Genomic DNA, 22,691 nt, shown 5'->3' on the forward strand with positions numbered 1-22,691 from the left:
GAACGAAAAAACAGGAGCCACAAGGCTCCTATTTTCTATTCAATCGTCTTCAGTAATAATTTTTTCAATAGTGGTTTAATCTTTAGACGTAAATCTTCAGCGTGATTTGCAACTAAGAAGTGATGGTTATAAATGTTTTTCATCAATTGATAAGTTGCTTCTTTCGCTTCGCCTTCTTCGATGAAGATACCGATTACTTCCATACCACTTTTACGCGCGAGTTTAACAGCTTCATGCGTATCTAAAATTCCGTCTTGTTGATAGTCTAGCGCAGAAGGCTCACCGTCTGTGAAGACTAGTAAGAATTTATGTTTCTCAGGTCTTTTGGCAAGCTTTTCAGAAACGATACGAATAATATATCCGTCGCGGTTATCTTCTTCTTCACGAAGTTGCATAATTTCTGGACCAACGTTTGGTAACGTTGAGTTTTTATAATTTACAACTTCATGGATAACGTTCGGCTTATCTTCAGGTATAGCGCTAGAGGCATCTTCCCAAAATCCGCTAATAGCGTGCGGGATTTTTAAAGATTTTAAAGCTTCATGGAATAGTACAACACTCTTCTTCGTTTCTTCCATTTTGTTATACATAGAACCAGAACAGTCAACTAACAGTTGGAATGCAACATCGAGTTCTTGTGACTCTTGTCCTTTTTTATAAAACATACGCGGTTGTTTTTCGGTATAAATACGAAGGAATTTCTTACGAAGTCTTCCGTAATATTTATCACTATTCGCATTCGTTTTATTTTCAATCGTTTTTTCGATAATTTTCTTTAATTCTTTTACATCTTTATTGACGAATGATTTGATAGCTTGGTAATCTTTTTTCTCATCGATATTTGCTTTGCGAGCTTCTTTAAATGTATGAGAAGCACCTACATTATACTTACCGTATGCACCGTCGGGATGGCTAGAAGCGTGTGAAGCCCTTGCTTCTTCTGTATCAGCGCCATCAAAGTTGGATTGTGTACTTTTTTGAGAAGTACCTTGTACAGAACCAAGTGCTTGGTCGCCATCTTCTGATTCACGAGCAGTATCGCCCATCATGTTTGTTTTTGTTCCGCTTTCTAATTCAAAGCGTAAAAAGTTCTCGTTTTCGTTATTTTTATTTTCACGATGCCATGTGGAGAAACTTTCATCCATTTTGTTTTTATTTTCATCGTCGTCTATAAGCTGCGTATCATCATTTGCTAAATCTTCGACGCGACAGTTCTTTTCGTCTGCAAGGACAGATAAGTAAAGTGGAGCATGTCCGAAATAGTTGTTAAGCATATCACTTTCAAGAAGCGCCTCTAAGCGATAGCGAATTTTCTCAACGATATACATAATATCTTCTGTATTACGTGCTTGGAATGTTTCATGTAAAATCGCTTCAATTTGCTCAAAATATTCATTATTAAACATTTCATATTTATCGCTCGTTAATGAAAGATAGCATAGGCAAAATAGACGATCACCGTGATAATTACGAACGCGGTTTATTTCATTTTGAGAGCCGAAATAGTTGCGGTACATTTCTTTTCGGCGTTTAAAAACATGCTTCGTGCCAGGACGTAAGTTCTTTACGATTTCCTCAACGCGTAAATCTTCTAATAGAACAAATAATTGTGTTAAAAACTTTTTTAGGGGCGATTCTTGCAATTCAATCGCATACGAACGAATTAAAGTCATGTCCGAGTAATGTTTATTACCAAGTGCTTTTAAGAACACTTCGCTTTTTAATCCGATTACTGTATCTTCTTCTTTTCGATCATCCCAAAAGTGACTAATGACAACTTTCTTTTCAATTTCGTCGTAGTATGCTTTATAGCCATATTCAAGATAGGCATCGTCTTCTTTTAGAAGGGCATACATTAAATTTTCCATTTGTAGAAACAGCGACGCATCAATTTTTTTGTCACTAAAAATTTGTCTCATAAATTATCCCTCAAAGAAATAACTTTCTGCTAATTCACGGACAGTCATTTGTTCTGTTTCATCATTAAGTTTTGCAATTATGCTTCGTTCAATCGCTCGCATAACAGGAATATATACACCTAAATCACATGCGTCGATAATACCACGAATACTTGCTGCTTCTTCACTTACACGTCCATCGCGAGCTAAAGGCATAAGGTCGCTTGCAAATGCAACAAACTTTTCAATTGTTGCAACATCATTTAATTTTGATTCTGCTAATAATAGTTCTTTTAATGTGTCACCTTGAATGTAAGGAACTTCAATAATAACGAAACGGTTTTTTAATGCTTCATTTAGTTCACTTGTTCCAACGTAACCTTCGTTAATCGCAGCAATTACACGGTATTCGTCATCCCCGTATACAACCTCTTGTGTAAATGGGTTTGTGATCATTTTACGGTAATCTAATGCGCCGTGAAGTAGCGGTAAAGTTTCAGGTTTTGCCATATTGATTTCGTCAATATATAGGAAGTGACCGTTCTTCATTGCTTTCATAAGAGGACCGTTAACGAATGAAACTTCAGATGCACCATCTTTCGTTTGTAGTGTGTTGTATCCTAAAATACCTTCTACATCTAAGTCGACAGAGCAGTTAATGCTATGCATTGGTTTTTGGAATAAAGAAGAAAGAGTTTCCGCTAGTACTGTTTTACCACTACCAGTCGGTCCTTTTAATAGAATGTTCTTGCCAAGAAGAAGTGCTGTAATCGCATCTTCAATAATGCTATTATCAGACGCTTTATATATTTTCGTTCCGATTAAATGTGCATTTTCACCAGCTTGTTGTTTATTCTTTTCATGAATCGTAGAAAGCTGTTGTTTTAAATCAGAATGTATATGAAATTGTTCTAACATGTATTTCCCACCTAACATTATTTTCATAAAGTAATACATCTTATGATAACTTGTTTTAATATGGTATGCAAAGAAAAGGAAGGAGGATAAAGGGAAAAGAAAAAGCAATCAAGATGAAGTTGATTGCTTACAGTAAAGGAGAAATGAGCCTCATGAAAGACTCCAATATGCGTTTTTTTATACTTCTTTTTTGGAAAGAGTTCCATTTAATTTCAGTTGAATGTTTAAAGTCTTCTTCAAAATCACGTTTAATATCGTGAACTGTTTTTGATTCATAAAGTACGCTAATAATTTCGTAATTCAATTCAAAGCTACGTACATCCATGTTTGCTGTTCCAATAGTTGCAATTGTATCATCAACGAGTACAATTTTTGCATGCATAAAACCATCTTTATAACTGTAAATAGAAGCACCAGCTTTTAAAAGCGGAGTGAAATAGGATTGAGATGCTTGATCACTAATGATGCTATCACTTTTACCTGGATATAAAATCCGTACATCTATTCCGGCAATTGCACTTAAGCGTAATAATGTTAAAGTTTCTTGATCTGGAATAAAGTAGGGTGTAGCAATCCAAATTGATTTTTTTGCAGAGCCCATAACAGCTAATAATGTATTACGAATACTTTTATCATCGGAGCTTGGTCCGCTGGCTACGATTTGAACAGCACCTTCTGCATTTGAAATCTCTTTACCTGGGAAGTATTGTCTATTCATGAATTGATCCCAGGAATAAGTATTTAAACCACTAGAGGCATAGAGCCAGTCTTCTAGAAAGATTGCTTGTAATTTATATAATGCTTTTCCTTCTATTTTTAAATGACTATCACGCCAAACAGGAAATTTCTTTGAACGGCCAAGATATTCATCACCGACATTGAGTCCTCCGGTAAAACCAATTTCTCCATCTACAATAACAATTTTTCGATGGTTACGATAATTGACAGTTTCAAGTAACCAAGCTGAAAAAATAGGGTCAAATTCTACAATTTCAATCCCAGCTTCTTTCATAGGTTGTAAAAATCGTCTTCTTAACGTATTACTTCCAAGGCCATCATAAAGGAAGCGTACAATAACACCATCTTTTGCTTTTTGTATTAAAGCATCTCGAACTTTTGTACCAATTTCATCAGATTTATAAATGTAGTATTGAATATGTATATGATGTTTTGCCTGCTCTATAGCTCGCAAAATTTCTGAAAATGTTTGATCTCCGTTTGTTAAAAGTTTTGTAGTTGTTTTATCTGCGGCAGGACCGCCTCCAAATTTTTGTATGACTTCTGTTAAATGTAAGGAACGTTCATTTAGTGGGACTGTGAGTAATAACTCTAGTCTTCTTCCTTCTAATATTTCACGGAATAATTTTCTTTGTTCTTCTGAACGATGGAGATGTTTTTTTCTTCTCCAGCGGCTGCGTCCGAAAATAGCGTATAAAAGCACACCTATAATAGGAAGAAGTGCTAATACTAAAAACCATGCTAATGTACTTTGTGGAGATCTATTTTCTATAAAAATAACGAATGAAATTCCTACGATTGTGATGGACCATAGAGCACCGACAAATGTATATAACGAGATATACGATGTATTTAATAGGAACAGAACGATAGATACAATTGTAAATATTAATAGTAATTGAACGATAGGCTTCTTCATTTCTATATAATTCCCCTAATCTTTTTTCAATATAGACTTCTTAAATAGAAGATGTAATATGACATCTTTATTATAAGGTGTTTTGCTTTTTTTACAAAATATAGACATTTCACCTATACTTTCCGCATTTGTCCTACATACAGTGTACTATCCCATTTTTTATCTCACTCTTAACGCATATGAAAATGAAAAAATCGAAAAGGAGCGGAGAAACATGAATTATATAGAAAATAATGGATTGTACTATCGGAATCATCATGGAGGACACAATCATGGTGGGCACAATCATAACGGCGGACATCATCACCATGGAGGACACAATCACTATGATCACCATCATCATCACGGAGGCGGATGGGGCTGGGGTGGTGGTAGTTCATGGGGAGGCGGATTTTTCCCTGGAAGCTTTGCAGGAGGAGTATTAGGCGGACTGACAGCGGGTGCATTAACAGGTGCAACAAGTGGAGGATATTATCCGGCTCCATATCCAGTAGCTTATCCATCACCATACCCTGTAACGTATCCAATGCCATACCCAGGTTATCAGCAAATACCATATTCGTATTAAACTAAAAAAGAGGCTATCCTCTTTTTTAGTTTAATACGGTATTTATTTATAAAATACTTCCAAAATTAAGGTGAAAATATGTTAATATTTTGTTATTGTAATTCAAAAACATATACATTGATGTAGAGTTTTATATTATTATTCGTGAATAGTTATGTAGTATGTTCTAATTTCTATTTCGTTATTAAAAACAAAGAGATCAGATGTGAGTGGTATTAGTTGGAAACAAGGCTTGCATAGAGCCACTTAAAGGGATTGCAGTATAATAAGGCGCGAAATAATTAGGGAGATGAGAAGCTACTAGTTATAATTGGAACGGTATAATATTGCTTTTTATTACAAATAATATTATGTTATTTTAATCGGTCTATTTAAAAAGATAATTTATGTAATGGGCTAGTATTAGAAAATGAAATATCTCTATTTCTATGAAGAGAAACAGGTTGTGTTTTAGTCAGATAGAAGCAAGGAGAGATGCGCATGCTAGAACAGAGAGGTCATGCATTATATGACTCTTCATTGCGAGATTTAAAGTTAGCATTAGATGAGTCTTCAATTGTTGCAATTACAGATCGAAAAGGTCTTATTACATATGTAAATGATAAATTTTGTGAAATCTCTAAATACAAAAGAGAAGAATTAATTGGAAAAGATCACCGTATTTTAAATTCAGGACATCATCCAAAAACCTTTTTTCAAGACTTATGGAAACGTATTTTGAATGGGAAAGTATGGACAGGTGAGATTCGGAATCGAGCAAAAGATGGTACATATTATTGGGTCAAAACAACAATTGTTCCATTTTTAAATGAAAAAGGAGAGCCATACCAGTTTATCGCAATTCGAAATGATATTAGTAGTAGAAAAGAAGCGGAACATAGATTACGGCTAAGTGAAAGTCGTTATAGGGAACTTGCCTATCACGATGCTTTAACGAGTTTGCCTAACCGTTTACAATTAATAACGACCGTTAATAAATTGATTGCAGATAAAAAAGAATTTGGTATGATTTACTTTGATTTGGACCGTTTTAAATTAGTAAATGATACGTTAGGTCATATGATAGGAGATTTACTTTTAAGCGAAGTTGCTTCAAGGTTGCATTATGTACTAGGAGAGAAAGATGTTCTGGCTAGGCTAGGTGGCGACGAATTTGTGCTGTTAACAAAAAATCATAGACAAGATGATATGAGTCAGTTAGCGACATCTGTGTTGTCATGTTTCCAGGCACCATTTATACTTGAAGGCCATGAAGTATACATTTCAGCTAGTCTAGGACTTTGTTCTTATCCACAAGACGGACAAGATGTGGAAACTTTATTGAAAAACTCTGACTTAGCTATGTATAGTGCAAAAGAACAGGGGAGAAACGCTGCATGTTTCTTTACAGATGAGCTACGCGCGAAAATAAATCGTAGAATGAAAGTTGAGTTTGCTTTGCAAAAGGCAATTCGTGATGAAGAGTTAGATGTAGCATTGCAGCCTATTATTGATTTGAAAACGAAGAGATATTCTGGTATAGAAGCTCTAGTACGTTGTATGACAGAAGACGGACCTATTTCACCAAGCGAATTTATCCCTGTTGCTGAAGAGTCTGGACTTATTATAAAGCTAGGAGACTGGGTATTAGAAAAGTCATGCCGATTGTTTAAAACATTGCCAAATTACCAAGAAGGACTAAAGTTATCTGTGAATTTATCTATACAACAATTAATGCAGAAACGTTTTATTTTGTCTGTACGTAGCATTTTAAAGAGGACTGGTTTTCCTCCGAACCGTTTAATATTAGAAATAACGGAAAGTATTGCAGTTCGCCATTTTGATTATATTATTGCTACATTACAAGAATTAAGAAATATGGGTGTTTTAATTGCTTTGGATGATTTCGGAACTGGCTATTCTTCCTTATATTATTTAAAACAACTACCACTGGATATTGTAAAAATTGATCGTAATTTTATTCGTGAATTTCATTATGATCACGCACAACCAGAACGAACGATTGTAAAATCCGTTATTGAAATTGCTCATAGTTTAAATTTAGCAGTAGTTGCTGAAGGGGTAGAAACAGTAGAGCAAGAGAGTTTGTTACAATCAATGAGCTGTGATTATGTACAGGGATTTTATTATGCGAAACCTTTATCTGTAGGAGAGCTAAAAGAAAAGTTAATTACAGATTTTTAATAAAAAAGAGAAGCCAGCAGCTTCTCTTTATTTAATCCGTTTTTTGTGAGTCTTTCATTAGTACAGGATAAAGAATAAGACCTAATACGAACAATCCAATTCCTAAGAAGAACGTTTTTAAGTCAGCAGTTCCTGTTTTGATAACCCAAATTGAGTATACAAATGCTAATGTAGTGATGATCCCGTCCTTTATTCGAGAACCAGGCATTATATCATACGTTTCTCCTGTAATAACCAGTTTGAATTGGTACAGAGTAGAAACAAGGTATGGAATTAAATAGGCTAATGTTGCTACGACGATAGCGAAACTATACGCTTCTGAAACAGTACCAGAAATCGTTGAAAATAAGAAGATTTGCGTCATTACATTTGTAATCAATAATGATTTTGAAGGACTACCTTTTTTATTTGTTTTCCCGAAAAACTTAGGGAAAAGTCCATTCTTTGCTGCCTGGTAAGGTACTTCTGAACTAACAACAATCCAGCCAACTGTAGATCCAAATAAAGATATAAGAGCGAGTAAAGCCATTATATATGCACCTTTATTTCCAATTGCTAAATTTAATGCGTCTACTAAAGGTTTTTGAGACTCTTTTAAAGCATCTTGCGGAAGAGCTCCCATTGTAAGTAAAGTAATTGACATGTAAATAAGAAGAGCGATAATTAATCCGAAAATCGTAGCTTTTTTTACATCGCGCTGTGATTTTGCACGATTAGAAAGCATAACTGCTGATTCAATACCGATAAATGCCCAGAGTGTTGCAATAGCAGCTGAATTGATTTGTCCACCTAATGAGATTGATTGTCCAGCTTCATTCATAAAGGTTTGACCATCTCCGAAATTAGAGGCGTTGAAAATGAATAATGTAATTACAATAAACATTGTAAATCCGATAATTTTTGCAATGGTAGCAAGTAGATTCATGTTTCCAGCTCGATCAATATTTTGAGAAAGAATATATTGAATTCCCCACAGCATAAGGCTACATACGAGGAAAGTTAACCCTTTTCCGAGTTCCAGTGAAAATCCATTTATTGAAAAAAGAATTTGCTTACTTTGTAAAACTGGAAAGAATGTTGATAAATATCCAGCAAAGGAAATAATAACAGATGCTGTTGCAGCCCAGTTAGCAGCCCAATATCCCCATGCCATACTATATCCTGCAACTTTACCAGCTTTTTTTGAAGGAAACATCGCTTGAGCATAGCTTTGTGGTCCAGCTTTTAATTCTGGTTTCCGAATCGCTAAATTTCCAAATACAAGTGCAATCATAAATACGCCAAGGCCTGTAATACTCCATGCGAGTGTAGAACCCATTGGCCCTGATACTTGTGCTAAATTTGCTGGAAGCATAAATACGCCACCGCCAACCATATTCCCGATAACAAATGCTGTTAAAACCCATAATCCCCATTTTTTCGTTTCCATTTTTGTTAACTCCTTTGTAGTAAGTTTTGCTTAAACATCATTTTTTACTAGCTTTTTGACAATAAAAAAAGAGCCATGTAGATAAAAAATACCTACATGGCTCTTTGCCTAACGTAGGTACAACGGGAATAACCCTTGTACCTACGCGTAATTTTTCCGCTAGGTTTCAAGGGTTACGTATGATGATGATGTTTTTGTGCAAATGTAACTACAGTTGTTGTATAAGTAAGCATAGTTCTTTGCTCCCTTTCTCCTCTGATTTTGAAGTTAGTATACTACATGTTTTTTTGAATGAAAAGAAAAATATAAAAATTTTTATAAAAATACGTTTTAAAGATTAAATATTTACCTATATTTTTCTTGTACTGGAAAATAAGTGAGAGATTGGCAGAAGAGTGAAGCATGTTATAATACATATAGAATTAGAAGGTGACAAGGGGCTATTGTAGATGATGAGTAAGTATGAACAAATTTATACAGAAATCAGTAAATCTATTGATAATAAACAATTAAAAGAGGGATGCAAAATCCCATCAGAAACAGAATTAATGAAGCAGTATGAGGCAAGCCGAGGAACGGTAAGAAAAGCGGTAGATTTACTGCAAGAGCGTGGATATGTGCAAAAAATTCATGGAAAAGGTGTTTTTGTTTTAAAGCGAAAGAATATTGAATTTAATTTTGGCGGTATTGTAAGTTTCCAAGAAGAAAATGAACGTTTAGGACGTCATTGTATTACAGAAGTTGTGGAAATGGGCAAAGAAAAAGCCACAAAAGAAATTGCGAAATTATTAAATGTAAAAGAAAAAACAGAGATTGACCATATTAAACGTGTACGAAATATTGATGGAGAAAAAGTAATTTTAGATATAAATCATTTTGTATCTGAGTTTATTCCAGGATTAACGAAAGAAATTGCAACAGCATCGATTTATAAATACATCGAGAAAGAGCTTGGGCTACACATTAGTTATTCGCAGAGGGTAATTGAAGTACAGCCATGTACAGAGGATGACAGAAAGTATTTAGATTTAAATGGAACAGACTATGTTGTCGTTGTGAAAAACTTTACACATTTGTATGATGGAAGTCAGTTTGAATATACAGAATCACGCCACCGTTTAGATATTTTTCACTTTTCGGATGTGGCACGTAGGAAGTAAAGAGGTGGAACAAAATATTGTTTCATCTCTTTTTTTATAAAAAAAACACAAACTCGTATATACGAGTGTTGACTAACTTATATATACGAGTTAATATGTAATTGTAAACGGTATCAAAAAAAGAAAAGAGGGACGGGAATATGGGGAAAGACTATCGTAAAACAGCAGAGGAAGTGTTGCAGTATATTGGTGGGAAAGACAATATTGAACAAGCTGCACATTGTGTGACGAGGCTCCGTATCGCTTTAAAAGATGAAAGTAAAATAGATAATGATAAATTACAGTCTGTTTCATTAGTGAAAGGAGCGTTTCATAACGCTGGTATATTTCAAGTTGTAATTGGTCCAGGGGATGTAGATCGTGTTTACGCTGAATTGATAACGCTTGCAGGTATGAAAGAATCGACTGTAGCTGACGTAAAAGACTCTGGAAATCAGAAGTTAAATCCAGCTCAAAAGTTTGTAAAAATATTTTCGGATGTATTTATGCCGATATTACCAGCGATCGTAACAGCTGGTTTACTAATGGGTATTAACAATTTATTAGGGGCAAAGGACTTATTTTTTGATGGGAAAAATTTATTAGATGTTTATCCGAACTTAGGCGGGCTTTGGGATTTAATTAATATGATGGCCAATACAGCATTCGTATTCTTACCAGCACTTGTCGGGTGGTCAGCAACGAAGCGTTTTGGTGGTAGTCCAATACTAGGGATTGTTATGGGATTAATGCTTGTGCACCCGGCCTTATTAAACGCTTGGGACTATGGAAAAGCAGCGACTGGTTTAGAGGGTCAAAAGATTGAGTACTTCAACATTTTAGGACTGTTCCAAATTGAGAAGGTAGGATATCAAGGACAAATTTTACCTGTTTTAGTAGCAGCATTTGTATTAAGTAAAGTGGAAATTTTCTTAAAGAAACATGTACCAAATGCAATTCAATTATTAGTTGTACCAATTACAACAATCGTTGTGACAGGTGTGTTAGCATTAGGAATTATCGGTCCGGTTACACGTCATATTGGAGATTTATTAACAGTAGGATTAGTAGGTGTATATGAAACAGTACCAGTAGTTGGAGCAGTATTATTTGGAGCGTTATATGCACCGCTCGTAATTACAGGTATGCATCATATGTTTATTGCAATTGATTTACAATTGATTGCACAACATGGCGGTACATTTATTTGGCCGATGATCGCTCTTTCTAACATTGCGCAAGGTAGTGCGGCACTTGCGATGTTCTGGATTTCTAAAAATCAAAATGATAAAAGTATGGCATCAACATCAGCCATTTCAGCATACTTCGGTATTACAGAACCAGCGATGTTTGGTGTGAATTTACGAAATAAGTTCCCGTTCTATGCAGCGATTATAGGGTCTGCTGTGGCAGCGATATTCATTACATTAAATGGTGTATTAGCACCTGCTATCGGAATTGGCGGATTGCCAGCATTTATTTCTATCATTCCGAAATCGATTCCAATGTTTATTGTAGGAATGATTATTGCAGTTGTAATCCCATTTACTTTAACATGGTTATTTGCAAAAAGAGTCAAACAGAAGTAGGAGGAAGTTAAACATGAAGGATTGGCATAAAAGTGTAGTCTATCAAATTTATCCGAAGAGCTTTAATAGTTATTACAATAGAGAAACCGGGGATATAAAAGGTGTTACAGAGAAACTAGATTATTTAAAAGAACTCGGAGTGGATTATATATGGTTAACACCGATATACCAATCACCACAAAATGATAATGGATATGATGTAAGTGATTACTACAGCATTGATCCATCTTACGGAACGATGGAAGAGTTTGAAGAACTTTTAGCAGAAGCGAAAGTACGTAACATTGAGATTATGCTTGATATTGTTGTAAATCATAGTTCGACTGAACATAAGTGGTTTAAAGAAGCGAAGGAAGATAAAAATAGTCCATATCGTAATTACTATATTTGGCGTGATGAAAAAAATAATTGGCAGTCTAAGTTTGGTGGATCTGCTTGGAAATATGATGAGAAGACGGAGCAATATTATTTACATTTATTTGATGAAACACAAGCTGATTTAAATTGGGAAAATGAAAAACTTCGTGAAGAAGTATATGATATGATGCGTTTTTGGCTGGATAAAGGAGTAACAGGATTTCGATTAGATGTCATTAACTTAATTTCAAAAGACCAATGCTTCTTAAACGATGAAGGTAGTACTGCGACAAGTGATGGACGCAAGTATTATACAGATGGTCCGCGTGTTCATGAATATTTACAAGAGATGAACCGAAATGTTTTTGCAGGAAAAGATGTAATTACAGTTGGAGAAATGTCATCTACGACAATTGATAATTGTATTAAATATTCTAATCCTGAGCGTAATGAATTAAGCATGACGTTTAGTTTCCATCATTTAAAAGTAGATTATCCGAATGGTGATAAATGGACGAAAGCAGAGTTTGATTTTATTAAATTAAAAGAGATTATGTCTAACTGGCAAATTGAAATGCAAAAAGGCGGAGGATGGAATGCGTTATTTTGGTGTAATCATGACCAGCCTCGCATCGTGTCACGCTTTGGTGATGATGGAAAGTACCGAAACGAATCTGCAAAAATGTTAGCGACAGCCATGCACATGCTGCAAGGAACGCCTTATATTTATCAAGGGGAAGAAATCGGTATGACGAATCCTAAATTTGAGTCCATCGAGCAATATCGTGATGTGGAATCGTTAAATATATACGATATAAAGCTAAAAGAAGGGCTATCAAAAGAAGAGATTGTAGGGATTTTAAAGCAAAAATCTCGTGACAACTCTCGCACTCCAATGCAGTGGAATGAAAAGATGAACAGTGGTTTTACAACAAGTACACCTTGGATTTCAGCGGCTGAAAACTTTAAAGAAATAAACGTAGAGAAGGCATTAGAAGATAAAGAGTCCGTATTTTATCATTATAAAAAGTTAATACAACTTAGAAAAACATATGATGTAATTACAGAAGGAGAATATGCTATTTTGGATAAAAATGATCCTAAAATTTGGGCATATACTCGTACTACAGGAAGTGAAGTACTACTTGTTATAAATAACTTCTATGGAGAAGAAATAACGTACTCTGTACCAGCGCACGTTCAATTAGAAGGAATGAAACAAGAAGTACTACTGTCGAATTATAAAGATGCTAGCAAGGATATTGCAAAACTTAACTTAAGACCATATGAATCAATTGTGTATCGATATACGAAATAAAAGGTTGTATGCCGCATGGGCATACAACCTTTTATTTTAGGACACCACTGTACAAAATGTTTACCTCTACCTCAGGTTTGAATTTTACTTTTGCATAATCTTTATTCCAATTTTTCTTCTTCCATAAGTCAGGGTGATAGGCGATAAGGTGTCTGCCGATACCGAAAGCATCACAGTTTGCTTTTTGTAACTTTTTCGTTATCTTTTTAGCTTCTTTCGTAAGTTGTTTAGACAATTCTTTATTTAGTTTTTTTCTTTCATCCATTTTGTAAAGATTATCTCTCGGAGCTTCAAGCGCTATAACTTTTAGTTGGAGCTTAATGTGAGCATAAACATTTCCTTTTTTATCTGTTGTTATTTTTAAGTCTCGTTTTAACTTTCGATTGCTTACTTCAATTGTAAGATAGTCAGATGTACTAGATGAATCGTTATTTGTAAGTTTTTGGGTTATGCGAGCGCTTTTCCCCATTTTATCAGTTAGTAATACGAAGAGTACCGATTGGCGTAAAGGTAAAAGTCCAGTTAATTTATCCTTGTTAAATAAAGCTATCCCATTGGTTACAACTTCTTTTCCTTTTAGCTTTATAGATGGGAGGGTGAAATCTTTTCCAGGATCTAACATTTTTGTAGCGGCCGTTTCTAAAGTTTCCTCTGGAAATATACTCATGTCTTCTAAACTCTGTACTTTTTTCTTTAAAAAGTCTCCAATTAATAAATTTCCTACCTTCTTTTGGGCAAGTATTTTATCCGTTTCCCCATCTACTGATATAAGTTTTACTAATGCGGTTGGATTTGTTGGGTCTCTAAATCCAACGTCTAAATAAGGGAGTATGCCTTTCTTTTGGATTTTCGTTCCCAATAGTTCTACTCCATATTTAAAATAACGAATATTACCAGTAACGTTTTTTCTCAAAGAATCACTTGTATCACGTATGTTATAGCCAGTTGCTGAATTTACTTCATTTTTAAATGAAGATTGATCCCCACTCGAACTCTTTACGAGCTCAATGGTTTGCTGCAGTTTATTTTCTTCTGTAATATCAAAGCCAATACTATAAGCTAATCTCGCATCTCTTAAAGGTTCTTGATCCCAACAGCCAGAAAGAAGTGAGCTAGCGCACAATATGCTACATAATTTAATTGTTTTTTTGTGCATATGGAGCTCCTTTCTTATTTCTGAATAAGGAATAGAGAAGAAATAAAAAAGGTAGAATTACTATAAAAATATAGGTGAATTTATCAGTAAATGTAGCAAGTACTTTAAGCTCCTCAGGTGTATCTATAAATAAGGCTACACTAAAAGCAATAATACCAACGATTGGAACAGCTTTTTTATGATTAGCAAGATTGAATATATGTCCAATTCCTATTGAAGCAGCACAATAATAACTAGCGATGGAGGCTACAACAGTTATCATCCAAATTGGAATGAAAATTAGGTCTGTTCGGTCTATAATCCCAATATGGAGAGAGCGTAATAAGTAAGCAACTGGTTCCGGAATAAGCTCAACTTGTTTTGGACTAAATACAATAAAGCAAATCCAAACGGTAAAAGTGTAAAAAAGAGTTACAAATCCATTAGCGATAGAAATGGCCTTTAGCCGTGCAACAGGATTCCCATTTACTTTTGGAAAAGCGATCAGAATAATTTCAAAACCATACATAGCTGTAATGGTTTCCTTTGAAGCTTGAATAATATTCCACCATCCGGCTTCTGTAATTGGAAAAATATAAGAAAAATCAGCTCGTGAAAACCCTAGTGCAATTAAAAGAGCCATGGGCAAAATGAGAATAGAAGCCATGACATAAAATCTTACAATTACTTTAAATGTATTATAGGCTACATAGCAGCAAGCTATTGTAAATAGTATGAGAATTGCAGACCAAGGGGTTGCTTGCAAAACCCATACTTTAATGACATTACAAGCATTTAACATAACGGTCATACCGATAAGTGTAAAATAAAAAACATAAGCAAAGCCTAATAGTTTTCCAAACTTATTACCAAATAGCATACAAACACTTTCATACATATCTGCATCAGGAAATCGTTTTAAGAAAAGCCACATAAGTAAAATAATAAGCTGAATCGCAAACCCAGCGATGAGAGCAGAAATCCATCCGCCACCTTTTGCTATTGGGTGAAGACGGTTAGGTAAAGAAAGTATACCGACCCCAATTTGGCATTGAATAACGAAAAAGGTAAATTGAACAAGTGAAATTTTACTTTGCGTGTTTGTCACCGTCCTCATCCTCTCTCGTTACATGTTGGCGTTGCATTTTTTTCGGTTTTGGATCATGTGGTCGTTCCCAAAATGACCAAATTGGTAGTCTTACAAAAGAATCTTTCATATCTTTAATCCGCATTGGTGCAACAGGAGAAAGATATGGTGTATGGAAAGAATGAAGCTGACATAGGTGAACGAAAGTTATAATTAGACCGAATGATATTCCTACATATCCAAATATGGCAGCAAGGAGCATTAATGGAAAACGAAGAATTCGAACTGCTGAACTCATATCGTTTGATGGAACGAGAAAAGATGAGATTGCAGTTAAAGCTACAACGATAATCATTGTGTAAGAAACGAGTCCAGCTTTTACAATCGCATCACCAATTACTAAACCACCTACAATACCGATTGTTTGTCCAACTCGGCTTGGCAAGCGAATACCAGCTTCCCGTAATAATTCAAAGATTAATTCCATTAAGAGAGCTTCAAAAATAGGAGGAAGTGGTACTTTCTCTAATGAAGCTTTAATTGTATACACAAGTTCAAGCGGCAATACATCAGGATGAAAGGCTACGGTTGCGATATATATAGCTGGTAAGAGAAAAGCAATTAAGAAACTCACTAAGCGAATCATTCGGACGAAAGATCCAACAATCCAGCGGTTATTATAATCATCTGGTGATTGATAGAAAGCGAATAACGTAACAGGAACGATAAGTGCTGTTGGATCTCCGTCAGATAAAATAGCAACTCGGCCTTCCATTAAATTAGCGACAGTTCTATCTGGTCGCTCTGTATTTAATTGTTGTGGAAATGGTGAGAAAGAATTATCTTCTATAAATTCTTGTATATAACCTGGTGCCATAAGGGAATCGGTTTTTATAGTTTCTAACCTTCTTTTTACTTCAGTAACGAGATCGTCATTAGCTATGTTTTGCATATAAGCAATAGCTACTTTCGTGTGCATTTCTTCACCGAGTGTAAAATATTTAACAACTACATTTGGACTCTTAATGAGTTTACGAATAGAGGCTAAATTCGTTGCTAAATCTTCTACAAAACCAGTATGCGGTCCACGTACAATACCTTCATTATCAGGCTCTGTTATATCTCTTTTTAAAGATAGAGCTGTTTCAAAAATACAAAAGCTTTCGACTTGCTCATGGAAATATAATGATTTACCTTGTAATAAAAGCTGCACACCATAATTTAAATTCGTTTCTTTTTTCATATTTAATGTAGAAAAAGCTTTATCTAAAGCTAAGTCTGATCGTGTCAATAAAGGCTCAAGAGCTAACTGATGAATTAGATTTGGATCTGCTAAAGATTCGATATATAAGATTGTTCCTTTTCCATTTTGAAAAGGGAAATCTAATTTTTTTATATCATCAGAATGAGAAAGCTTATTTTCAATGTAATTAATGTTCTCCGGAAGTGATGGAAACATATGCTTTTGGTTTTTACTCTCTTGTTGTTCTTTTTTCTCTGTCATAATTTCCACCTCTTTTAAAGTGCAATTGTTTCTGTTAATTTTTGTCGTTTGTGAGAAATTTATGCTTGAATTATTTTAAAAAAAAGAGGATTGAAAGTTACGTTACATTGTCTTTTGTGCATTATTCAATTTCATAGCAGTACTTCTCACCTTTGTGTCGAATTAAGAAGATATATAGGAGGGATACATATGGAAATAGCTGTAGAACGTGTTTTTACAAAAGAGATTTTAAAAACAGCAGCGAATTTGTTTCATGTAACAGTGGAAGAAAAGCCACTTGGAGATTTTGAGAATTATATTTTTAAGGCGAAGGGTGATAATGATGAAGATTACGTATTACGTTTAACACATTCTTCTCATCGCTCTAAACAAGAGGTAGAGGCTGAACTAGATTTTTTACGATATGTTGCGGAGAATGGGGCAAAGGTAGCAGGACCTCTTTATTCAACGTCTCAAAATCTTGTAGAAGAAATCGCAGCAGAGGATGGGACTTTCTTTTTCGCTTCCTTATTTACATATGCAAAAGGTGAGCAAGTAAAAGGAGAAGAATCGCCTTATTGGGGAAATGCTTATTTTGAAGCGTGGGGAAAAGCGATTGGACAACTGCATCGCCTTACAATGGATTATCCTAAAACAGACTACCGTGAAACGTGGGAAGAAGACGAAAGTGGAATTGTTAATGAATTAGAAGATGGTCAAGTGAAAGAGATTGCAGCGGTATTAATGGATGAAATTAAGGCTCTTCCAGTTGAAAGAGAAACGTTCGGTCTTATGCACGGTGATATTCATCCAGGTAATTTTCATTATGATGGTAAAGAGCTAACAATCTTTGATTTTGATGATGCGGCATATAATTACTTTATACATGATTTAGCGATGGTTCTATACTACTCTGTTCTATTTACACCGTGGACAGTGGAGGAGAAGACGGCGTTCGCTCATAAACAGTTACAAGTGTTAAGAAAGGGATACGAATATGAGCACAGGCTGGCGGATAGTTGGTATGAATCGTTACCACTATTTTTACGTTTACGTGATATAGGTTTATATGGAACGCTTCAAAAGAAGTTTAAAGGGAAAGATATGCCTGATAATTTCTTGAAATTATCGGAAGAGCTATACGGAAGAATTATCAAAAAAGAAGCAATTGTGAATATATAATACATTTAGTTCAAAACAAAGTATATAAAACAAATATATACTTTGTTTTTTTATACAAAAATATGTTTACTTTATTAAAATAATATTGTCCTAGATTCGGTATACACTTATAATTTTATATATATTCTGAATATTCTTTATAAAAAAGGAGGGGGAATGTTGGAAGCTATCGTAAGTTGGATCAATAATATTGTTTGGAGTCCAGCACTTGTTTATTTATGTTTAGGAGCAGGTTTATATTTTTCCATTCGAACGAGGTTTTTACAAGTAAGGCATGTAGGAGAAATGGTGAAGCTTACATTTCAAGGAGAAAAATCGGATGCTGGTGTTTCTTCGTTCCAGGCGTTAGCACTTTCTTTATCAGGGCGCGTTGGAACAGGAAATATTGCGGGTGTTGCAACGGCTGTTGCATTTGGTGGTCCAGGAGCTGTCTTTTGGATGTGGGTGGTAGCTTTTCTAGGAGCAGGTTCTGCTTATGTAGAATCGACACTTGCACAAATATATAAGACGAAGCATCAAGGCCAATTCCGTGGTGGTCCAGCTTATTACATTGAAAAAGGGTTAGGGGTTAAATGGTATGCATTAGTATTCGTTGCAGCAACAATTCTTGCAACGGGGATGCTGTTACCGGGTGTTCAGGCAAATAGTATTGCTGTAAGTTTGGAAACAGCTTTCGGTATTAATACTTCTGTATCTGGAGCGGTATTAGTAGCGGCATTAGCGCTTATTATTTTTGGTGGAGTTAAGCGAATTGTTAACGTAGCGCAAGTTGTAGTGCCATTTATGGCGCTTGGTTATATTTTAGTAGCTTGCGTCATTGTTGCTATGAATATTGAAAAATTACCAGATGCTTTCATGTTAATTTTAAAAAGTGCATTTGCATTAGAAGCAGCTTTTGGTGGAATTATTGGTTTAGCAATCTCTTGGGGAGTAAAACGTGGTATTTATTCCAATGAAGCAGGGCAAGGAACTGGGCCCCATGCGGCGGCAGCTGCTGAAGTATCACATCCAGCTAAACAAGGGTTAGTACAAGCATTTTCCGTTTACATTGATACATTATTCGTCTGTTCAGCAACAGCATTTATGATGATTATTACAGGCATGTATAACGTATTTGATGCAAGCGGAAAAAACTTTATCGTCAATAAATTAAATGGTGCACAGCCGGGTCCTGGTTATACACAGGCAGCGGTAGAATCTGTTTTCCCTGGATTTGGAAATGGTTTCGTTGCAATCTCTTTACTATTCTTCGCGTTTACAACAATTATGGCGTATTACTACATTGCAGAAACGAATATTGCATACTTAAATCGTGATAAAGACCGTCCTTGGATGTCCATCGTACTAAAATTTGTATTCTTAGGAGTCGTATTCTATGGTTGTGTAAAAACAGCTGCAACAGCATGGGCTTTAGGTGACATTGGTGTAGGGATTATGGCATGGGTTAACATTATCGCGATTTTACTACTACAAAAACCAGCATTGATCGCATTAAAAGACTATGAAAAGCAGAAAAAAGAAGGTAAAGATCCAGTATTTGATCCGCAGGAATTAGGAATTAAAAATGCTGATTTCTGGGAGCATGAATACGGGAAAGATAAGAAAGAAGAAGTATCTTAATAGAATAGAAATGAAAAAAGCAAAGGGGAAACCCTTTGCTTTTTTTATGGACAAATTGAAGCTGAAAGTTATTTTTGGGACTATTTTTGAATATAAAAAGAATGTACATGCGTTGTTAGGGGAAGGGGGAGTATGTTGATAGAATTTCGTAATGTAAATAAATATTATGGTAACTTTCAAGTTTTGAAAAATATTAATGTGCAAGTGAAAAAAGGCGAAGTGGTAGTAGTTGTCGGGCCTTCAGGATCAGGAAAAAGTACATTGCTTCGATGTATAAATCAATTAGAGGCAATTACAGATGGAGAATTAATTGTACAAAATACAGAGGTACACAATAAAAAAACGGACATGAATGAATTGCGGCGAAATATTGGGATGGTCTTTCAACATTTTTATTTATATCCACATAAAACAGTTCTGCAAAATATTACACTAGCACCGATTAAAGTAAATAAAGTTTCCAAAGAAGAAGCAGAGAAAACAGCAATGTTTTATTTAGAGAAAGTAGGAATCCCGGAGAAGGCTAATGTATATCCGCATCAATTATCCGGAGGACAACAGCAAAGGGTAGCAATTGCTAGAGGACTTGCGATGCAACCGGAAATTATGCTGTTCGATGAGCCTACGTCTGCTCTTGATCCGGAGATGATCGGGGAAGTACTTGATGTTATGAAAACGTTAGCTAAAGAAGGGATGACAATGGTCGTTGTCACGCATGAAATGGGATTTGCGCGAGAAGTAGCAGATCGGATTTTATTTATGGATGATGGTCAAATTATTGAAGATACAACACCGGCGCAATTTTTTGCAAATCCTGAACAAGAAAGAGCTCGTTTATTTTTAAGTCGGGTGCTAAATCATTAGAGGAGGAATTTCATGCTTAAAATGAAAAAGTTATTTACTTTAATCGTATTTTCATGTTTATTCGTGCTTGTTGTTGCTGGATGCGGAAGTAAGAAAGATGAGGCAAAGGAAACAAATACGAAGCAAGGCGGGGCTGTTGAGCAAATTAAGAAACGAGGGAAATTAGTAGTTGGGGTGAAGAATGATACGAATTTATTTGGATTGAAAAATCCTTCAACAGGGCAGGTAGAAGGATTCGATGTTGATGTCGCGAAGGCACTTGCGAAAAAGATTCTTGGAGATGAAAAGAAGCTAGAGTTGAAAGAAGTAACGTCTAAAACACGTATTCCAATGCTGAAAAATGGTGATATTGATGCAATTATTGCGACAATGACAATTACGGAAGAACGCAAAAAAGAAGTGGATTTTTCAGATGTATATTTTAAAGCAGGACAATCGTTACTTGTGAAAAAAGGAAGCAATATTAAGAGCGTCGATGATATAAAACAAGGCGTTAAAGTATTAGCTGTAAAAGGATCAACATCTACAAATAACATTCGTCAAAAGTCACCAGAAGCGACTGTATTAGAATTTGAAAATTATAGTGAGGCATTTACAGCGTTAAAGGCAGGTAAAGGTGATGTGTTAACGACAGATAATGCGATTCTTTATGGAATGGCAAAACAAGATGCTAATTATGAAGTAGTAGGGAAAATTTTCACAGATGAACCGTACGGAATTGCAGTGCAAAAAGGTGCAGACGATTTAACGAAAGAGATTAATAACTTACTAAAAGATATGAAGGCGAGCGGGGAATACGATAAATTGTATGAAAAATGGATCGGTCAAAAACAAGAGAAGTAAAGTGAAACTTTATTTTTCTTGATAAATAGTAAGAGTGAGAGGATGAGAGTACTCATCCTCTTCTTGTAAAGAAAGAGGGGAGAATATGTGCCTGATTTTTCTATATTAACGAATAACATTGATATGTATTTAGAAGGGTTTAAATATACAGTTATGTCTAGTGTAATTGCATTAATAGGCAGTTTTATTTTGGGAGTAATTTTGGCAGTAATGCGTATTGCACCTATTCGTATTTTAAATTGGATGGGATCCGCTTTTGTAGAGTTTGTAAGAAATATTCCACTCGTATTAATTGCATTTATATTCTATTTCGCTTTACCTGTAATAGGAATTACGTTAAATGGTTTTGTAGCAGGAACAGTTACGCTTACGATATATACTGCAGCATTTATTGCAGAAGTAATTCGCGCTGGTATTTTATCAGTTGCGAAAGGGCAAATGGAAGCCGCGCGTTCCTCAGGATTAACGTATGTGCAAGGAATGTATTATGTTGTCTTACCTCAAGCTATGAAAATTGTAATCCCCCCTTTAGGAAATCAATTTCTCAATTTAGTTAAAAACTCCTCAATACTCGGGATTATTGCTGGTACTGATTTAATGTATCAAGGAGATTTAATTTCAACGAAGACGTTTGTTACGTTTGATGTTTATATATTTGTCGGGATGTTTTATTTAATATTAACAATTCCGCTCAGTATGCTAGTGCGTTATTTAGAAAAACGCTTGGCAAAGGAGGCGGTGTAAATGGATTTTAAGGGAGCAATTACAGGGGATCATATTCTATTTTTATTAAAAGGATTACTTATAACGTTAGAGGTAGCGCTCGTAGCAATTGTACTTAGCTTTATTATCGGTAGTGTAATAGGAATATTGCGCTACACGAAAATACCTGTCGTCTCACAAATATTAGGAATTATCGTTGAAGTGATTCGAAACTTACCACTACTGTTAATTATATTTTTCACGTATTTTGCACTTCCAGAAGCAGGCTTGAAATTAGAAATTATAACAGCTACAATTGTTGCTTTAACAATATTTGAAGCTGCAATGATATCTGAAATTGTTCGAAGTGGTCTATTATCTATCGAAAAAGGGCAAATCGAAGCAGCGAGGTCTTCCGGATTAACGTATGTTCAAGCGCTGTGGCATATTATTTTGCCACAAGCATTAAGAAGAATGGTCCCGCCACTTGTCAGTCAGTTTATTTCATTGCTGAAAGATACAGCGCTAGCAGTCGTTATATCACTACCAGAGCTTATTCATAATGCTCAAATTATTAGCGGGCAAAATGTAAATTATATGATTCCGACGTTTATAGTAGTTGCTTGTATGTATTTTATCGTAAATTATAGTTTATCAATTTTATCGAGAAGGTTAGAACTTCGTTGACTCTTACAATATATGTAAGAGTTTTTTCCTT

General features: G+C 35.1%; 18 protein-coding genes. 11 read left to right on the top strand and 7 right to left on the bottom strand.

Features of this window, described 5'->3' with window-relative positions:
* Positions 1-35 precede the first annotated feature (35 nt).
* The 3 genes from AC3EMB_RS03310 to AC3EMB_RS03320 all read right to left on the bottom strand — a co-directional run bounded on the left by AC3EMB_RS03310 (position 36) and on the right by AC3EMB_RS03320 (position 4,473).
* A complete protein-coding gene (locus AC3EMB_RS03310) occupies positions 36-1,919 on the bottom strand; it encodes a vWA domain-containing protein (RefSeq protein ID WP_488517460.1) in 1,884 nt (627 codons plus the stop codon).
* Positions 1,920-1,922: 3 nt separating this feature from the next.
* Positions 1,923-2,816, bottom strand: a complete 894-nt coding sequence (locus AC3EMB_RS03315; RefSeq protein ID WP_075718949.1) for an ATP-binding protein — start codon at positions 2,814-2,816, stop codon at positions 1,923-1,925.
* Positions 2,817-2,943: 127 nt separating this feature from the next.
* Positions 2,944-4,473 (bottom strand): cardiolipin synthase, encoded by a 1,530-nt coding sequence (locus AC3EMB_RS03320; protein WP_023521037.1) that lies wholly within the window; start codon positions 4,471-4,473, stop codon positions 2,944-2,946.
* A 214-nt stretch (positions 4,474-4,687) separates the two neighbouring features.
* Here AC3EMB_RS03320 and AC3EMB_RS03325 point away from each other — a divergent pair, with 214 nt between their 5' ends.
* The gene (locus AC3EMB_RS03325) at positions 4,688-5,041 is read left to right on the top strand and encodes a hypothetical protein (RefSeq protein ID WP_001106379.1); all 354 of its coding nucleotides are present in this window, start codon (positions 4,688-4,690) and stop codon (positions 5,039-5,041) included.
* 480 nt (positions 5,042-5,521) lie between these two features.
* A complete protein-coding gene (locus tag AC3EMB_RS03330; RefSeq protein WP_064532017.1) occupies positions 5,522-7,225 on the top strand; it encodes a putative bifunctional diguanylate cyclase/phosphodiesterase in 1,704 nt (567 codons plus the stop codon).
* Positions 7,226-7,256: 31 nt separating this feature from the next.
* Here the strand turns inward: AC3EMB_RS03330 and AC3EMB_RS03335 are convergent, their stop codons facing one another.
* Positions 7,257-8,654 (bottom strand): amino acid permease, encoded by a 1,398-nt coding sequence (locus tag AC3EMB_RS03335; protein ID WP_000448446.1) that lies wholly within the window; start codon positions 8,652-8,654, stop codon positions 7,257-7,259.
* A gap of 449 nt (positions 8,655-9,103) precedes the next feature.
* Here AC3EMB_RS03335 and treR point away from each other — a divergent pair, with 449 nt between their 5' ends.
* From treR to treC, 3 genes are all read left to right on the top strand, one after another.
* Positions 9,104-9,814, top strand: a complete 711-nt coding sequence (gene treR / locus AC3EMB_RS03340) for a trehalose operon repressor (RefSeq protein WP_053565260.1) — start codon at positions 9,104-9,106, stop codon at positions 9,812-9,814.
* Positions 9,815-9,954: 140 nt separating this feature from the next.
* Entirely contained in the window at positions 9,955-11,382 is a 1,428-nt protein-coding gene (treP, locus tag AC3EMB_RS03345) for a PTS system trehalose-specific EIIBC component (RefSeq protein ID WP_000513942.1), read from the top strand.
* 13 nt (positions 11,383-11,395) lie between these two features.
* Positions 11,396-13,057 carry an alpha,alpha-phosphotrehalase gene (gene treC / locus AC3EMB_RS03350; protein WP_088022953.1) on the top strand — a complete coding sequence of 554 codons (1,662 nt, stop codon included), beginning with the start codon at positions 11,396-11,398 and terminating at the stop codon, positions 13,055-13,057.
* 31 nt (positions 13,058-13,088) lie between these two features.
* Here the strand turns inward: treC and AC3EMB_RS03355 are convergent, their stop codons facing one another.
* From AC3EMB_RS03355 to gerKA, 3 genes are read right to left on the bottom strand one after another with little or no spacing between them, the layout of a single operon-like run.
* A complete protein-coding gene (locus AC3EMB_RS03355; protein ID WP_488517461.1) occupies positions 13,089-14,213 on the bottom strand; it encodes a Ger(x)C family spore germination protein in 1,125 nt (374 codons plus the stop codon).
* Positions 14,194-15,300 (bottom strand): GerAB/ArcD/ProY family transporter, encoded by a 1,107-nt coding sequence (locus tag AC3EMB_RS03360; protein ID WP_088022957.1) that lies wholly within the window; start codon positions 15,298-15,300, stop codon positions 14,194-14,196. Before AC3EMB_RS03360 ends, AC3EMB_RS03355 begins: the two co-directional genes overlap by 20 nt.
* Positions 15,281-16,783 carry a spore germination protein GerKA gene (gerKA, locus tag AC3EMB_RS03365; RefSeq protein ID WP_088022959.1) on the bottom strand — a complete coding sequence of 501 codons (1,503 nt, stop codon included), beginning with the start codon at positions 16,781-16,783 and terminating at the stop codon, positions 15,281-15,283. Before gerKA ends, AC3EMB_RS03360 begins: the two co-directional genes overlap by 20 nt.
* 189 nt (positions 16,784-16,972) lie before the next feature.
* Between gerKA and AC3EMB_RS03370 the strand changes: the two genes are divergently transcribed.
* The 6 genes from AC3EMB_RS03370 (at position 16,973) to AC3EMB_RS03395 (ending at position 22,660) form a co-directional block, all read left to right on the top strand.
* The gene (locus AC3EMB_RS03370) at positions 16,973-17,944 is read left to right on the top strand and encodes a phosphotransferase enzyme family protein (protein ID WP_098126268.1); all 972 of its coding nucleotides are present in this window, start codon (positions 16,973-16,975) and stop codon (positions 17,942-17,944) included.
* 159 nt (positions 17,945-18,103) lie between these two features.
* Positions 18,104-19,564 carry an alanine/glycine:cation symporter family protein gene (locus AC3EMB_RS03375; protein WP_488517462.1) on the top strand — a complete coding sequence of 487 codons (1,461 nt, stop codon included), beginning with the start codon at positions 18,104-18,106 and terminating at the stop codon, positions 19,562-19,564.
* A gap of 135 nt (positions 19,565-19,699) precedes the next feature.
* A complete protein-coding gene (locus AC3EMB_RS03380) occupies positions 19,700-20,428 on the top strand; it encodes an amino acid ABC transporter ATP-binding protein (RefSeq protein WP_002162934.1) in 729 nt (242 codons plus the stop codon).
* Positions 20,429-20,440: 12 nt separating this feature from the next.
* Positions 20,441-21,271 (top strand): glutamine ABC transporter substrate-binding protein GlnH, encoded by an 831-nt coding sequence (glnH, locus tag AC3EMB_RS03385; protein ID WP_029441558.1) that lies wholly within the window; start codon positions 20,441-20,443, stop codon positions 21,269-21,271.
* An 87-nt stretch (positions 21,272-21,358) separates the two neighbouring features.
* Positions 21,359-22,015: an amino acid ABC transporter permease gene (locus AC3EMB_RS03390; protein ID WP_016083541.1), complete on the top strand. Its 657-nt coding sequence runs from the start codon at positions 21,359-21,361 to the stop codon at positions 22,013-22,015.
* The gene (locus tag AC3EMB_RS03395; RefSeq protein ID WP_000345978.1) at positions 22,016-22,660 is read left to right on the top strand and encodes an amino acid ABC transporter permease; all 645 of its coding nucleotides are present in this window, start codon (positions 22,016-22,018) and stop codon (positions 22,658-22,660) included.
* Positions 22,661-22,691 lie beyond the last annotated feature (31 nt).

It is taken from the genome of Bacillus sp. LQ16, from assembly GCF_057784645.1.

Excerpts from the sequence above, each read along its gene's own strand:
- AC3EMB_RS03320 (WP_023521037.1), bottom strand. The coding sequence starts at position 4,473 with ATGAAGAAGCCTATCGTTCAATTACTATTAATATTTACAATTGTATCT.
- treP (WP_000513942.1), top strand. The coding sequence starts at position 9,955 with ATGGGGAAAGACTATCGTAAAACAGCAGAGGAAGTGTTGCAGTATATT.
- AC3EMB_RS03325 (WP_001106379.1), top strand. The coding sequence starts at position 4,688 with ATGAATTATATAGAAAATAATGGATTGTACTATCGGAATCATCATGGA.
- AC3EMB_RS03330 (WP_064532017.1), top strand. The coding sequence starts at position 5,522 with ATGCTAGAACAGAGAGGTCATGCATTATATGACTCTTCATTGCGAGAT.
- AC3EMB_RS03370 (WP_098126268.1), top strand. The coding sequence starts at position 16,973 with ATGGAAATAGCTGTAGAACGTGTTTTTACAAAAGAGATTTTAAAAACA.
- AC3EMB_RS03395 (WP_000345978.1), top strand. The coding sequence starts at position 22,016 with ATGGATTTTAAGGGAGCAATTACAGGGGATCATATTCTATTTTTATTA.
- AC3EMB_RS03315 (WP_075718949.1), bottom strand. The coding sequence starts at position 2,816 with ATGTTAGAACAATTTCATATACATTCTGATTTAAAACAACAGCTTTCT.
- treC (WP_088022953.1), top strand. The coding sequence starts at position 11,396 with ATGAAGGATTGGCATAAAAGTGTAGTCTATCAAATTTATCCGAAGAGC.
- AC3EMB_RS03310 (WP_488517460.1), bottom strand. The coding sequence starts at position 1,919 with ATGAGACAAATTTTTAGTGACAAAAAAATTGATGCGTCGCTGTTTCTA.
- glnH (WP_029441558.1), top strand. The coding sequence starts at position 20,441 with ATGCTTAAAATGAAAAAGTTATTTACTTTAATCGTATTTTCATGTTTA.
- treR (WP_053565260.1), top strand. The coding sequence starts at position 9,104 with ATGATGAGTAAGTATGAACAAATTTATACAGAAATCAGTAAATCTATT.
- AC3EMB_RS03335 (WP_000448446.1), bottom strand. The coding sequence starts at position 8,654 with ATGGAAACGAAAAAATGGGGATTATGGGTTTTAACAGCATTTGTTATC.
- AC3EMB_RS03355 (WP_488517461.1), bottom strand. The coding sequence starts at position 14,213 with ATGCACAAAAAAACAATTAAATTATGTAGCATATTGTGCGCTAGCTCA.
- gerKA (WP_088022959.1), bottom strand. The coding sequence starts at position 16,783 with ATGACAGAGAAAAAAGAACAACAAGAGAGTAAAAACCAAAAGCATATG.